Genomic DNA, 16,193 nt, shown 5'->3' on the forward strand with positions numbered 1-16,193 from the left:
TTGCTATGACAAGTTTTATCCAACAATTTACGATGCTTCTTCCATTATGTATTCTCGGAATGGCAGTAATAATAGTTCTCTTGACCATCGCACTCCAGAGAAATCATTTTATAACCTTTATGTTGGTAGTCAGTAGTCTAGTGATTGCTTTATGTTCTTTGTATTTTATCACTCCTTCTCAGAATATAGATTCTATTCCATTTTTCCAGATGGACTATCATACAATTTTTTATACTGTTTTAGTAATTTTATCAAGCTTATCAACTTGTATTTTTTCTTATCACTGGCTTATTTCCTATCCAGGCAATCGGGAAGAATTTTACCTTTTAGTTCTAGTATCAACAATTGGTGGTATAGTGTTGACTAGTTCAAGCAACCTGGTATCTCTTTTTATTGGAATGGAATTAATGTCACTACCGTTATTTGGATTAGTAGGATACACTACTTTAAATCGACGTTCTTTGGAAGCATCACTAAAATATACGATATTATCTGTTGCAGCATCTTCATTTTTGCTTTTTGGTATGGCATTAATATATTCGTATACAGGTAGTTTTAGTTTTAAAAATTTAGGAGTTGATGTACATCCTAATTTTTTGTCCCAACCATTACTTATGGCTGGACTGGGTTGTATGCTTGTTAGTTTTAGTTTTAAGCTGTCTTTAGCACCATTTCATCTATGGACTCCAGATGTTTATGAGGGTGCACCTATTTCAGTTGTAAACTTTTTATCCAGTGCTAGTAAAATTGCAATTTTTTGTGTTTTAATTCGTTTATTTATCTCTTCTCCACTAATGCATGCACAAACTGTACGCACTGTATTCACTATGCTTGCAGTAGCATCTATATTATGTGGTAATTTGATGGCAAGCAGACAGAGTAATATTAAGCGTCTATTAGGTTATTCGTCCACTTCTCATCTAGGATTTTTATTACTACCACTTATTGTTCTACAATTCTCTCAGTTTGCACAAGAGGCTGTTCGTTTCTATTTTGCTGGATATCTTGTGAATAGTATAGGTCTTTTTGGTATAATTAGTTTAATATCTTCTTCATCGGATGATTCGCGTAATCAATCACTTGATTGTTATCGTGGTCTATTTTGGCGAGATCCTTTGCTTGCTGGAATTATGACTGTAATGATGTTGTCATTAGCAGGTATGCCCATAACTGTAGGGTTTATCGGTAAGTTCTATATTATGATTGTTGCTTTAAGTATGCATTTGTGGTGGCTAATTGGTGTGTTGATCGTAGGTAGTGCTATTGGCGTTTATTCTTACTTTCGTGTCATTGTAAATCTCTATTCAGATTCTTCTAATTTTTTGAATCCTTCCGTTTCTTTCACTTCTTGGTCTACTGCTTTAGTAGGTATGATAGTAATTTTGTCAGTTATTTTAGTTTTGATCTACGGGATTTATCCAGAATTATTAATTTTTTTAGTAAAATAAGCAGTTTAGTTTTCAGAGAATCAGGTTTTAATATGAAATAAGAAAGCGAGAGTTGATTGAAAACATTTAAATATTTTTGTTTATAAAAAAATTTCATAAGAATCTGATTCTATTAGTAATGGATTATTGTGTTATTTGGAAAATCACATTGATATTAGAATAGAAGAAGATATTAAGGTTGTTATTTTATCCAGATATATATTAGATGTAATGTTTGCATAGAGATAGCTGTTTTCTTAGTTATAAATAAGTTTAATTTTTTTATTTTTATCCTTTCTATTCATTTTTGTAAAGATTATTTTTAGGAATAGATTTCTTTTTTAGATTAGCATTTAGAATTATGTTGATCTGAATTCTATTTTATATTCAATAAATACGATTGTTTGTTTATTCTTTTCTATATTTTTTGTATATTTATTTATTTACTAGGAATAGGTCCTTTATAAAAAGGATATCTTGTATATAAATTGCAAATAACCATATAGAGATATGGTAATAGTATAGTATAGATTTTCTATTGTTATACGCCTTAAGATTTTTAGTCAAATCTATAAAATAGTAATACAAAAAGTTATTCATTTCAATAAATGTTGTTTAGATTTATTGCATCACTTGATTGATTAGATTGATAACATAATCAATTTCTTCTATAGTAGAAAATCGACCAAGAGAAAACCGAATAGAGCTTCGTGCCATTTCATCGCTAACTCCGATTTCTTTTAATACATGCGATGGAACTATATTGGAAGAGTGGCAGGCTGACCCAGTTGAAACCGCTAGATCTTGTAGATTAATCATAAGTATTTCTGGGTTGATATTTCGAAAACTTATATTGAGTATATGTCCTGCGTTATGATCTAATGATCCATTTATAGAAATAGATCTAATATGGCTAATCCCTTTCCATAATCGATGACGTAATGTTCTTATTCGCTTCATATCAGAAGACATTGTGTTGTTTGCAATATGATAGGCTTGACCCATTCCAACAATTTGATGTACTGGTAGTGTTCCAGAACGTATGCCTCTCTCTTGTCCGCCTCCATGGATTTGTGTAGTAATATGCACAGGTGGTTTATTGCGTATAAAGAGTGCACCAATTCCTTTGGGTCCATAAATCTTATGCGCAGAGATTGACATAAGATCAATCTTTAACTTGTTTAGTGTGATAGGTACTTTCCCAGCGCTTTGAGCTGCGTCAACATGAAAAATAATTCCATATTTATAACATATATCTCCTATAGAAGAAATATCTTGTATAATGCCAAGTTCATTATTGACATGCATCAGGGATACCAGGATAGTGTCATGACGTATCGCAGTTTCTAATTGTTGAGGTGTTATATTTCCAGAATAGTGTGGTTGAAGATAAGTGATCACGAATCCTTCGCGTTCTAATTGCTTACAGGTATTTAGTACAGATTGATGTTCAGTAGTAGATGTAATAATATGTCGACCCTTATATTGGTAATAAGAAGCTGCTCCTTTAATCGCTAAATTATTAGATTCAGTAGCTCCAGAAGTGAAAATAATTGCACGCGCATCTACGCATAACAGTTCTGCAATTTGCTGGCGACTAATATCCACAGCTTCTTCTGCTTGCCATCCATAACGGTGTGATCGTGAGGCAGGATTACCAAAAATACCATCTACAGTAAGATAATGTAGCATTTTTTCTACTACGATAGGATCAGTCGGTGTAGTAGATGAATAATCTAGATAAATGGGTAATTTCATTGCTTAGTATCCGCTACGATAGGTTTTATGTTTTTTTATTTATTCATATTATCATTATAATGTTCTTATAAGAAGGGACTGAGAAACGGGTTATCTATTCAAAATATTGAGGTATCGAGTATAGGTCCTATTAGATATGATTATTTATTCTATTGAGTTTTGTATGATATGTTTATTTTGTCTAGCAGCTATGTTTCAAATGTCTTAATGCTTAATTAGCTTAGATAAAGTCATATGATTAAGGAAATCATTGATGTGTTCACTAATTTAGCTCTCAAATATATGTGTTCAGGACTCGGATCTACTTTGAAAGCTTGTTGTACCTTGATATTTTGTGGCATCAACTAATTCATCTACAGAAATAATAATCGCACCTACTGTGATAATATCATCTGATTGACCAAGATCATGCCTTCCCCGAGCCTATGTGCATTAGTAAGAAGTTTATGTTTATGTAGACATGGGAACAGTGTATCAAGATATGATAACGATAGACCTTGTCGTTCTGAAATATTTGTTAAGGATACTGGCAACTCGTTAGTATGTAGTGTAATATCCAGAATAGCAGTCACAGCATATGTGGCCTTTAGATATTAGTATCATTGTATGTATAGTCTCAATTTTAATTTTATACATATGTGTAGGAGTATTTTTAGTTTAATATTCCTTATTAAATTTATCAAATATTTTATATATTATATCTTTAGTAGCATTTTGGTATTAATGATAATATCTTGAGTATGAATAGTCTGATAACTATAATCAATGAAATATTTTTTAAAAAATTAATAATATTTTGAATGGAATGATTACTATCTAGTGGTTTATGTTATTTATATTCGATTCTCTTTATCTATCTGTATTTATTACCGAAGAGACAGTTTATAGATTATTAATCTTCTTAATAATCTATCTGGACTAAATCAAGAAATACCTAATTGCTTGAACGTAATTAAGGTCTTATATTTTAGTTATTAGACAAGAAAAGATCCATAGACTATGATTGAGATAGTGTATCATTACCTATTGCCAGAGTTTCATGAATAGAGGTTAGATATTATTGATATTAATATTCATTTTATATTTCGCAGTATGTTGAATCATTTACAATTTTATTTTTTATATTATATAAAATTATAAAGAGCTAATGGGATACAGATCATCTAATAATATTATTAATTAAGACTAATTAAGAATATTATTATTTTTATTATCTTCACAAGTAGAAGATAGCAGATAATTCATTATCTTTCTTTTTTAAAAGTTGTATGCTGAATATTCATATCAGAATCAGTAATTTAAATTTTTTAACTTATTTTGTGGTTTTTCTAAGAGAAGTATGGATAGAGGGCTACGATATATTAAATAGAATCTACGTAAAAACAGATTATTATTAGTTTTATAATAAAGACTATTCCTGAAAAGACAGTTTGATCTTACTTTGATCGGTATCCTATTAGAAATAGAATAGAAATACTATACTTATGTTGAATATATATTATATAGATCATGTAATAAGAAATAAATTCTATAATTAACCTGTTAAATGTATAGTTTTACGATTAGGGGAATAGTTTTCAGAAACAACAGTCTATAGAATAGAAATTAAGACTAGTTTTTTTAGTAATAGGATGATAAGTAGTTAATTTTTAATATTGTATGAATTTAGTAAGTGAAGATCCGTTCTATTCTTCGTCATCATGCAGTAATAGTATCAATGGAAAGGGTTCTTTAAATTAATAAATTGATGTATCACTTTTAATATAAATACTTATACTGTGTTTATCGTATTAATGGCTATTTATTAATAATAGAGAATGATGATCTATGTGTTATACCGTAGTTTTAACTGGAGGCATAGGGAGTGGAAAGAGTACTATTGCACAAATGTTTGGTAAGATGGGTATTGATATAATAGATTCGGATATTATTGCCCGTCAAGTACTTTCTCCTGGTCAGCCAGCTTTATTAGCACTTCATGCATATTTTGGTGATGAAATATTAATGCGAAATGGTGTTCTTAATCGCTTTGTACTACGTGAAAAAATTTGCAATTCAGATAACGATAGAGAATGGATTAACAATCTTTTACATCCTGTTATACGTAAGATAGCTCGTAAAAAATTAGCGTGTTCACGTTCGCCGTGGTGTTTATGGGTTGTGCCATTATTAGTAGAAAACAGCTTACAAAGTTATGCTGATCGAGTTTTATTAGTAGATGTAGATTCTGTCACTCAAGTACATAGAACGATGATGCGTAGTAATATGAAGTCTGAAGAGATTGAAAAAATTTTATCTATTCAAGCTAGTCGGTCTCAACGAGTGGCTATAGCAGATGATATTATAGATAATAGTGGTTCATTAGATACACTTAAAACAAAGGTTCTTTTATTACATGGATATTATTTATTTTTATCTTCAAATAGGGATAAGCACGTATCATTATAATTTCATATATTAATGTAGAATAGATTCATTTTAACCTATCGATATAGGTAATATCTAATTAAAGATTGCTAATCATTTTTGTTTATTGATTGGATGCTTTATCCTAGATGATCAGGATCCAAATATCTATAAAGTCTATATAAAATAATCTATGTATTTTATGTTCATTGTATAATCTATTATATCGTATTAGATATTAGATGTGATATCCTAGTTTTTGTTATTTAACATTTCTGAATGACTAAGATTATTATTGAATAATATCATAGTTTTGTGTGATGAAGTCAGATGATTAAATTTAGATAATAATATTCCTTTTTAGTATGAGTATTGGCTCTCCATTAATGATTAAAAAAAGTTTATGTCTAGATAAGATGATTTTTAATAAAGCTTCCATATTTTATAATTTATTTACTAAGAAGTATTTAAGTTTTGAGTTTTTACCATTAGTAGTCTATGAAAGAAACTTAGGAGGTAGTGATTTATTTATTATCCAGTCTTATCATTGATGTATAGGATAAATTAATAATTATGGACCAGAATATTGCTTAAGTTATTGTTAATGTTAAAATCAAGATTTTTATAGATAGAGCTAGATTAAGATCATCTATTTTTTTAAGTACTACATATTCTACTACCTAATAATTTTATTCACACTGATTCCATTTTTTTGATTGAAGAATTTTGATTACTAGAAAACCTTCAAGGTTTTAAGTTTGTTTCTTATGTATGACAAGAACAAGAATTGTGAAACTTTATATAAAATATGAATTATATACGAAATTTTTCTATTATTGCCCATATTGATCATGGTAAGTCAACACTTTCTGACCGTTTGATTCAGCTATGTGGTGGATTGAGTAAGCGTGAGATGGCCGCGCAAGTTTTAGATTCTATGGATTTAGAACGTGAGCGTGGGATTACAATTAAAGCACAGAGTGTTACTCTCTTTTACCGAGCAGCAGATGGTTGCTCTTATCAATTAAATTTTATTGATACTCCTGGTCATGCAGATTTTTCATATGAAGTCTCTCGATCTTTAGCTGCTTGTGAAGGTGCGCTTCTTGTTATTGATGCTTCACAGGGAGTAGAAGCTCAAACTGTAGCTAATTTTTATAGTGCTATAGAAATGAATTTATTAGTAATACCAGTTTTAAATAAAATAGATTTGCTGTTATCAGATCCAGATCGAGTTTTAAAAGAAATCAATAATATTATAGGAATTAATACAAATGATATTGTTCGCTGTTCAGCAAAAACAGGTATGGGGGTGCCTGATGTATTAGAACGCTTAGTGCGTGATCTTCCTCCTCCGCAAGGTATGCCTAGTGGTCCTTTGCAAGCACTCATTATTGATTCTTGGTTTGATAATTATCTTGGTGTTGTTTCACTGGTCCGTGTTAAACATGGTGCTTTGCGTAAAGGGGAAAAAATCAAGGTAATGAGTACTGGTCAGGTTTATATGATAGATCGTTTAGGAATTTTTACTCCAAAACGTAAAGATACTGATTGTCTGAATTGTGGAGAAGTGGGTTGGTTAGTTTGTGCAATTAAAGATATTTTAGGTGCACCAGTAGGGGATACGTTGACATTAGCGCATCATGGTGTTGATCAAGCTCTGATTGGTTTTAAAAAAGTTAAACCACAAGTTTATGCTGGTTTATTTCCTCTAAGATCGCATGATTATGAATCTGTCCGAGATTCTCTAGGAAAACTGCGTTTAAATGATGCTTCTTTGGTTTATGAAACAGAAAACTCTATTGCTCTTGGATGTGGGTTTCGTTGTGGTTTTCTTGGTTTACTTCATATGGAAATCGTTCGTGAGCGTTTAGAGCGTGAGTATCATCTTGATTTGATCGCTACAGCTCCAACGGTAGTTTATGAAGTAAAGATGACTAGCGGAGAGATTATCTATATAGATAATCCTGCTAAGATGCCGTTAGCTCACCAAATTGTAGAACTTCGTGAACCAATTGCTGAGTGTAATATTTTAGTTCCTCAGAGGTATCTGGGTAATATTATCACGCTGTGTATTAAAAAACGTGGTGTTCAAACTAGTATGGTTTATCATGGTCTTCAAGTGTCTTTAACTTATGACATTCCTATGTCTGAAGTTATTCTTGATTTTAATGATCATCTTAAATCTATTTCACGAGGATATGCATCAGTAGATTATAACTTTAAAAAATTTATGATTGCCGATCTTGTTCGTGTTGACTTGATTATTAATGGTGATCGAATTGATGCTCTATCTTTAATGGTTCATCGTAATGATGCATATCGTTGCGGTCGTATTTTGATAGATAAAATTTCAGATTTTATCTCGCGACAGCAGTTTGATATTGTTATTCAGGCGGCTATTGGTAGTCATATTATTGCTCGATCTTCAGTGAAGCAATTGAGAAAAAATGTTCTTGCAAAATGCTATGGCGGTGATATTAGTCGTAAAAAAAAATTGTTACAGAAACAAAAAGATGGAAAGAAGAGGTTGAAAAAGATCGGGCAGATTGAGTTATCCCAGGAAGTCTTCCTAGCAATGATGAATCTTAATAAAGATCGCAGATAGAGGGTATTATGAGGTTAGAGGATATAAGATGGCGCATATATTTGCTGTATTTTTAGCACTTAGTACCTTTAGTGCTGGGGTTATTTGGTGTATTCATAGAGTAAAAATTGTTCAATATAGATGCAGGATTAATAGAAAAGGACAGAGAAAAGGCATTCAGACCATTAGAGGGAGAGAAAAAGATGGATGGATAGAGAATATTGCATCAGTATTTCCGGTTCTTCTTATAGTGTTTATCGTTCGCTCATTTATCTTTGAGCCATTCCATATTCCATCTGGATCAATGATTCCAACTTTATTGATAGGTGATTTTATTTTGGTGGAAAAATATGCTTATGGTTTACGAGATCCTATAACGAATACTATTCTTGTTAACACTGGTAATCCACAGCGTGGTGATATTGTAGTGTTTCAATACCCGAAAAACCGAAGACAGGATTATATTAAACGAGTAATTGGGTTACCAGGTGACCGAGTAGATTATAATCCTATTACAAAGACATTATCAATTTTATCGTCTTGTGATAATCATCAGAACTGTAATAGTTCAATTCCAGTAATCTATTCCAATGTAAGAAAATATAATCAGATTTTAACTGGATTTAGTAGTAATACCTCAGATAATATGCTTGATAAGTCATTATTGAACGACTCCTCTTTAGAAGAGTCGCATGTAGGAATATGCAATGAAACTATTGGTCATGTATCTCATAATATTGTGTTATCAGATTGGGAACAGAGTAATTTGAGATCAATTTACCAGGGGAGTGAAGCAGTTACAAGAAGCTGGTTAGTACCAGACAACATGTACTTTGTAATGGGTGATAATCGCGATAACAGTTCTGATAGTCGTATTTGGGGTTTTGTTTCTGAGGATCATCTTATTGGCAAAGCAGTTGTCATTTGGATGAGTATGGATAAACAGGAAGGAAAATGGCCCACTGGATTGACTTTTAGTCGTACTGGTATTATTCAATAGTATTTTGGTTTTTAGATCAAACATAATATGTGGTCAGATTGTTAGTGAATAGTAGAAAATCTTGAACAAGAAATAGGAGCTATTGTACTAGCAATGTTTTTAGATTTATGAGATTATAAATAATATAAATAGAAGTTGGTAAAGCATGAATCTACAAAAAATTAATCATCTTCAAAGAAAGATAGGATATACTTTTACTAGTATTCAATTATTACAAGAAGCTTTAACACATCGGAGTAGTAGTAGTCACAATAATGAAAGATTAGAATTTCTTGGTGATTCCATTTTAAGTTATGTGATAACTCTTGCTTTATATCATAGATTTGTATCTGTAAATGAAGGCAATATGAGTCGGATGCGTGCTTCTTTGGTTTGTGGTGATACTTTATCTGATCTGGCAATAGATTTTGATTTGGGATCTTGTTTGCGTCTTGGTCGTGGTGAATTGAAAAGTGGTGGATATCGACGTAAATCTATTCTATCTAATACGGTTGAGGCGTTAATTGGTGGGGTTTTTCTAGATAGCGATATAAATACAGTAGAGAAAATGATTCTTAAATGGTATTCTTCTCGTTTAAATAATATGCGTCCTGAATACAAACAAAAAGATCCAAAAACTCTCTTGCAAGAGTTTCTACAAGCTCGACATCTTCCTTTACCATCTTATATTCTAATAGAAGTGAACGGTCAAGATCATAATCAGCAATTTATTATTCACTGTCAGGTAAGTGGTATATTAGAACCGGTGATTGGTACTGGATCTAGTCGACGTAAAGCTGAGCAAGCAACAGCGGAAAAGGCTTTAAGCCATTTAGGTGTAGAATGTTAGGTTCTACCACTTATGCAGGATTTGTTGCTATTGTAGGTCGTCCAAATGTTGGTAAATCCACATTATTAAATCGTCTTGTGCGGACTAAAGTTTCTATTACATCATCTAAACCCCATACTACACGTCATCGTATTTTTGGTATTAACACCGAAGGATCATATCAATCAATTTATATTGATACACCTGGATTTTATTGTAAAGACAATCACATGGATGATGACACTATCAATCATATTTCTATGCGAGCTTTAGATGGTGTGTCTTTGGTTATTTTTTTAATAGAGGGGACTATCTGGACTACTGTTGATCAAATGGTTATGAACAAATTAAAAGAACAAGAATCAGTTTTATTAGTTATTAATAAGGTGGATAAGATATCTGATAAACATGTTTTGTTACCACATCTGCATTTTCTTTTCCAAAAGAGAAACTTCTTAGAGATAGTACCTATCTCTGCTAAAAAATGTAGTAATATAGATATTATTTCTAATATAGTAAAAAAGAATCTTCCGGAATCAGAACATTATTTTCCAGAAAAATCTATTACGAATTGTTCTAAGATATTTATGTGCTCAGAAATTATTCGTGAAAAGCTTATACGTTTTCTTGGTGATGAGTTACCTTCGATTGCTACAGTTAAAATTAATAGATTTTTTGTTGGCAAAAATGGTCATCTTAATATTTTTAGTATGATATTAGTTAATCATAAAAGTCAAAAAAATATAGTAGTTGGGCATAAGGGGAGTAAGATTAAAACTATTGGAATGAGAGCACGTAAAGATATTGAGTCATTATTTCAAGTTTCTGTGTATCTAGATTTATGGGTACAAGTAAAATACGGTGGAGAGGATGCTCAAGATTCTAAATTGCACATCAGCCGTTCTGAGACTTCTTAAAATTTTTAGTGGTACAAATTTTTGATAGTATTAATTTTATATCTAATCTGTTATTAATTTTAATAGATTTGCAATGAGATCTATTGGACTAAGAACTTAGTTCAATGGTATCTAGTTGATTGCTATAGTTTTTAAATATATGATCTAATATGTGTTGTTGTATAATAGAAACTTACAATAGGGTTTTCTTTCATAGAATTTACTTATATTTAATATATACTATTATAGTATTTAAAATATATTAATATATGTTTTATTTTTCTAATAAAAAATTAAAGATATTTAGATGAAATCTGTTAAAAATTTTCTCGATTTTTTAAACCTATCATATAATTGATTATCTATTAAAGTCATCTTAGATACATGATGTTAATGTGATAACCATAAGCTAGTTAGCTCACAATATTGATCTACACTGATATCTTCTGCTCGTAATGTTGGTGAAATATTTATTGATAATAAGTGATGACTAGAGAAGAAGTTAGATAGGCTGTTTTTTAATGTTTTACGACGTTGACTGAACGCTGCTGTAGTTATAGAATTAAGTATTGTGGTGTTAAATTTCGAGTCATACTTCTGTGCTCTAGGAAGTAATCGTATCATAGTAGAGTGTACTTTTGGTGAAGGGGTAAAAGCTTTGGGTGGAATTGTGATAATTGGGGTGATTGTACAATAATACTGTGCCATTACTGAAAGTCGACCATAGTTTTTATTCCCTGGACTAGCTATAAGACGCGCTGCCACTTCTTTTTGGACCATAAGATGCATATCTTGAAGAACGTTCATATGCTTAAAAAGCTCAAAAAGCAACGGAGTGGAAATATTATACGGTAAATTACCAAATATGCGAAGCGGATTACCTTGTTTTTTTGAAAAATTTTCGAAATCAAAAGTTAGGATATCTTGTTGAAAGATAATCAATTTTGGTCCAAGAATTGGGTTATTTTTTAGATAAAGTGCTAGATCTTTATCGATTTCAACTACGGCTAGATGATTGAGTTTATCTCCTATCTTATGAGTTAGGGCACCAAGACCAGGTCCTATCTCAAGTAGTAATTCATTGCATTGTGGATTAATTGCGTCAACAATTTCGTTGATGTAATATTGATTTTGTAGAAAGCATTGTCCAAACCGTTTACGAACACAGTGACCTTGATAGATTTGATATCTCATTTATGTTCTCTCATATGAATGACGTTAAGAAGTAATCTGCATGTTATATTTTAGATTCTTTATTATAGTTAAAGACAGATAATTTGATAAATATATATTTTATTGTGTTTAAAAGGAACATGAATAAGAGAGTATGAGATAAATGATTAATATATCTTTTGTACTTATAATTTATTACTTTATATTGGTTCTATATCTATAATTCATATAATTAATTTAATCTTATTAACGCGATAGTCATTTTTATATTTTGTTAATATATAGATTTTTAGAATATATCATCGTTGATGAATTAGTTCTATTAAGTAGTAAATAGTATATTTGATTAAGATCTAACATTTGATAGAAATAGGTGGACTGAATATTAATTGTTATGGTGTTCTACTAGTTGTTATTGAAGTGATTATGATCTATTAGGATGAATTTATAACTATAAATAGGGGGATACATTAATTTATTTAATTATAAAAATCATTTTATTTAAGATAGAAAATCATATTCACTCTGTAATATAATTTTGTATTGTAAATTTTTATTTTAAAAGAGTGAATGTATATAATCCATCTACTGCATATTCGTGATTAGAAGTTTAATATTAGAATCTTATTAGATTTTAATCTTTCTCGAGAGTGTTTTTAAATTTTATAAGAATTAAGATAGGTTAAATAATTATATTTCATCAATTCTTTTTCTATGTTGATATCTACTATATCACATAGAAAATAATAGTATTTTAGTGAGTGTCTGATTAATGTATGCTTACATATCAAGATATTAAAGGTTTTATGTAGAAGTATAAATATGATGTTTATCGTTAATAGATCATGATCATAAGTATATTACTGCATCATGTGCTCTTTAAATATATAAGAATTTGTCAATATGTTTATAAAATTTAATTGATACTCTCAGATGCATTATTATATAAACTTTATATGATCGATTTTTTATTGATATAATTATAGGTAAGAAAGGTGGATACTTGATAGTAAAAAGATCTTTTGAATCACATTGTTAGTTTTGTTATATGGATTCTATAAATTGACTGAAAATTGAAAATTTGTAATATATGTATTATTTAAAAAGATTAATGGTACGCCCTACAGGATTCGAACCTGTGACCTACGGCTTAGAAGGCCGGTGCTCTATCCAGCTAAGCTAAGGGCGCTTAATAAGTTTAAGATCATAAACGATTAGCTTTTGTTTAGTCAAGCATTTACTCTATCAATATCTAGACTAGTAGATCTAGATGTTTAATTTTAATATATTGTGTTTGCTATAGCTATTTAGTTGTTTTGATGTTTTACAGTTTTAAAATAAGGTATTTTATTAATATTAATCAATCAAAGAGTTTTAAGAATTTAAGTATGTATAGAGAATTATTATTTTTTTAATATGCGTGTGAGATTAGCTATAGGCTTGAATGATTTTTAGTGAAAAGTTACGATAGGATATCGTATTAGTGTAATTTTTATATAAATCTGTGTTATTTTATGTATAAAAATGATAAGTGATAACTCAGAAGAATAGAAAATTGTAGAAAACAGAATAGAAGTAAATGAATTTAATATACAATTATTTTATATTAAAACTAATAAGAATTTTATTCTTTTGAAATATTCTATAGAATAGAATAATATTTATTATTATCAATTGGTAGAATTTTGTAATTAAATTCATGTAATTCAATATTTATATTTAAATTTGATATAACTGGATAGTTATCATGTATAAATAATGAAAGCTATTCATACTAGATACTACAATCTTAATTATTGATTTATTGTTTTAATCTAATCTATATTTTTTATTAGTTCCTAGAGATTACGAACTACAGAAAGAGGTAAAGAATAGTAGAGAGTACAATAATAATATCTGTAGTATGATTATTTTAACACTTACAAGAAGATCGGTATAGCTATCTCTTATTGTGTAGCTCTTCCATGATTATTCCAATAGCGTACAATAGTGTTAGATATTAGATATATCTATTATAGATAATGCTATTCATATATCATAAATCTATGATTAACAGTAAGAATTTAGTAGATCTCTTTAGAGATGATGATTTACAAATAGCAGTATATAGTCACATATCTATATGATTATCTGTGATAGAGACTAATTAGATCAATTATTTTTTATATTTTTATTCCTATAATATGAGACCATAAATTGGTTCCCTTTTTCAAGAGTCTAAAACAATAAAGAATAGTAATAATCTATTTTACTTGGAATAACTTGATGTAAGGCTTTATAGTAAGATGTAGAAAAAACAATGACTTATTTATATTTACTGCTATAGTCTTAATAATTAACCGTTACAGTATTCATGTTATTTAACATAATTCGTGTAGAGCAATATTGTTGATTTATATTTATATCTGATGAATATCATATAGATAGGAATAATATTCCTAATATAATATAATTTGTATTATAGTTCTTTATTTGAGATTTATATAATCTAAGATAGTAATTTTTAATAAAATTATAGATTATAAAATTAAGTTTTTTAGATTTCTATATCTATACCATGATATATTAGATTAATAGTATTCTTAATACTAATTTATAAAATTATATTAACTAATATGATTATTATTTTTATATGCTTATTTTCTTGATAATTACGAAAGATAATCTAAGTATTGTCGTAATATAGTAGAGGAAGTTAGAGTAGAAAAAGATATATACTAATGACTTGAAATGACTTAGGAGAGAAGTCTTTACAGAAAAAGTTTCTAGAAAGAGACAGAAAACTTGATTTCTATGCTACAAAATAATCAGATAATATTCTATGATTTTTTGATTTTTATCATAGATCTAATATCTTATATCTATAATTGTTCTGATAGTATAAACTAGATTTAGTAATGAATAACTATATTATTACAATATTATCAGTAGATATATTTTTATTTTTTGTATTTGTCTCTTGATTAAGAGTTTTTATTAGTTAATGAAGTAACTATATAGAAGTGTATTAAATTATATTAAGTGTGTAGTATTACCTTGGAAGGTGTTACTGAGTAATATTTTATAGTTTTGCAATTTTGAATGCTATTAATCAGTCTGGAAGCTTCTGATTTCCAGTATGTTTATTTTGTTTCATTTAAGGTAGCTTAACTTAATATGATTATAGAGGAATAGTTTGTCCGATGTTTGCAAAAATTATTGATGGTAAAGCAATTGCAAAACAAGTTCGTCAAGAGGTAGCAGAGCGTGTTCAGCGTCGTATTCAATGTGGTAAGCGTGTTCCTGCTCTTGCAGTGATTTTACTAGGTTCAAATCCTGTCTCTAAAATTTATGTTACGAATAAATGTCATGCTTGTGAAGAAGTTGGTTTTCTCTCATATTCATATTTTTTGCCTATTACTACTAGTGAGACACAAATATTAAGTTTAATTAAAGAATTAAATGATAATAAAGACATTGATGGGATTCTAATACAGCTGCCATTACCTCCTTCTATTAATACGCTGCATGTTATACAGGCAGTCTCTCCTTTAAAGGATGTTGATGGTTTTCATCCCTATAATGTAGGTCGTTTATGCACGCGCTCACCAGCAATGTTAAGACCTTGTACCCCGCTAGGTATTATCACCTTGTTAGATCGCTGTAACATTGATCTCTGTAGTTTGCATGCTGTGGTTGTTGGTGCTTCTAATATTGTTGGGCGCCCAATGAGTATGGAGCTTTTGCTTGCTGGTTGTACAACTACTGTGACACATCGATTTACAAAAAATTTATATCGTTATGTTAAAGATGCTGATTTACTTATAGTAGCTGTTGGGAAGCCTCATTTTATTTCTGGTCAATGGATTAAATCAGGGGCTATTGTTATTGATGTTGGCATTAATCGTTTAAAAAACGGTAATATAGTTGGTGATGTTGATTTTGAAGAGGCTTCGAAGATAGCAGGATGGATTACGCCAGTTCCAGGAGGAGTAGGTCCTATGACAGTGGCTATTTTAATTCAAAATACTTTAAATATTTGTGAAATGAATGATAAAATCGTGTAATAAAAATTTAGTTATTTATATATAAGAGTGAATATTTAATTATTTTAATAATATCTAAAGATATTTACTTTATTTATTTATACAATTTATTA

Annotated in this window: 10 protein-coding genes and 1 tRNA gene; 7 read left to right on the forward strand and 4 right to left on the reverse strand. The window is 29.5% G+C overall.

Annotated features, from left to right (window positions below):
* Nucleotides 1-5: 5 nt before the first annotated feature.
* Entirely contained in the window at nucleotides 6-1,448 is a 1,443-nt protein-coding gene (gene nuoN, locus ERCIPICE3303_RS00340; protein ID WP_157990782.1) for an NADH-quinone oxidoreductase subunit NuoN, read from the forward strand.
* A 600-nt stretch (nucleotides 1,449-2,048) separates the two neighbouring features.
* Here nuoN and ERCIPICE3303_RS00345 read toward each other — a convergent pair.
* Both ERCIPICE3303_RS00345 and ERCIPICE3303_RS00350 read right to left on the reverse strand, forming a co-directional pair.
* Nucleotides 2,049-3,185 (reverse strand): IscS subfamily cysteine desulfurase, encoded by a 1,137-nt coding sequence (locus ERCIPICE3303_RS00345; protein WP_157990783.1) that lies wholly within the window; start codon nucleotides 3,183-3,185, stop codon nucleotides 2,049-2,051.
* Between the two features lie 374 nt (nucleotides 3,186-3,559).
* Nucleotides 3,560-3,757, reverse strand: a complete 198-nt coding sequence (locus ERCIPICE3303_RS00350; protein WP_157990784.1) for a helix-turn-helix domain-containing protein — start codon at nucleotides 3,755-3,757, stop codon at nucleotides 3,560-3,562.
* 1,255 nt (nucleotides 3,758-5,012) lie between these two features.
* On the opposite strand from ERCIPICE3303_RS00350, the gene coaE reads away from it, so the two are divergent.
* The 5 genes from coaE (at nucleotide 5,013) to era (ending at nucleotide 10,903) form a co-directional block, all read left to right on the forward strand.
* Nucleotides 5,013-5,633, forward strand: a complete 621-nt coding sequence (gene coaE / locus ERCIPICE3303_RS00355; protein ID WP_157990785.1) for a dephospho-CoA kinase — start codon at nucleotides 5,013-5,015, stop codon at nucleotides 5,631-5,633.
* 766 nt (nucleotides 5,634-6,399) lie between these two features.
* A complete protein-coding gene (gene lepA, locus ERCIPICE3303_RS00360; RefSeq protein WP_157990786.1) occupies nucleotides 6,400-8,199 on the forward strand; it encodes a translation elongation factor 4 in 1,800 nt (599 codons plus the stop codon).
* Between the two features lie 28 nt (nucleotides 8,200-8,227).
* Nucleotides 8,228-9,178, forward strand: a complete 951-nt coding sequence (lepB, locus tag ERCIPICE3303_RS00365) for a signal peptidase I (protein WP_157990787.1) — start codon at nucleotides 8,228-8,230, stop codon at nucleotides 9,176-9,178.
* 145 nt (nucleotides 9,179-9,323) lie between these two features.
* Nucleotides 9,324-10,007 carry a ribonuclease III gene (gene rnc, locus ERCIPICE3303_RS00370; RefSeq protein ID WP_157990788.1) on the forward strand — a complete coding sequence of 228 codons (684 nt, stop codon included), beginning with the start codon at nucleotides 9,324-9,326 and terminating at the stop codon, nucleotides 10,005-10,007.
* Nucleotides 10,001-10,903, forward strand: coding sequence for a GTPase Era (gene era / locus ERCIPICE3303_RS00375; protein WP_157990789.1), 903 nt, complete (start codon nucleotides 10,001-10,003; stop codon nucleotides 10,901-10,903). The genes rnc and era overlap by 7 nt, the downstream gene beginning before the upstream one ends.
* A gap of 369 nt (nucleotides 10,904-11,272) precedes the next feature.
* On the opposite strand, the gene rsmA is transcribed toward era, so the two are convergent.
* Nucleotides 11,273-12,076 (reverse strand): 16S rRNA (adenine(1518)-N(6)/adenine(1519)-N(6))-dimethyltransferase RsmA, encoded by an 804-nt coding sequence (gene rsmA / locus ERCIPICE3303_RS00380; RefSeq protein WP_157990790.1) that lies wholly within the window; start codon nucleotides 12,074-12,076, stop codon nucleotides 11,273-11,275.
* Nucleotides 12,077-13,167: 1,091 nt separating this feature from the next.
* Nucleotides 13,168-13,244: transfer RNA gene (locus tag ERCIPICE3303_RS00385), tRNA-Arg, on the reverse strand.
* Between the two features lie 1,993 nt (nucleotides 13,245-15,237).
* Here ERCIPICE3303_RS00385 and folD point away from each other — a divergent pair.
* Nucleotides 15,238-16,101 (forward strand): bifunctional methylenetetrahydrofolate dehydrogenase/methenyltetrahydrofolate cyclohydrolase FolD, encoded by an 864-nt coding sequence (gene folD / locus ERCIPICE3303_RS00390; protein WP_157990791.1) that lies wholly within the window; start codon nucleotides 15,238-15,240, stop codon nucleotides 16,099-16,101.
* Nucleotides 16,102-16,193 lie beyond the last annotated feature (92 nt).

The sequence above is a fragment of the Candidatus Erwinia haradaeae genome (genome assembly GCF_900699015.1).
Classification (GTDB): Bacteria; Pseudomonadota; Gammaproteobacteria; order Enterobacterales; family Enterobacteriaceae; genus Erwinia_E; species Erwinia_E haradaeae_E.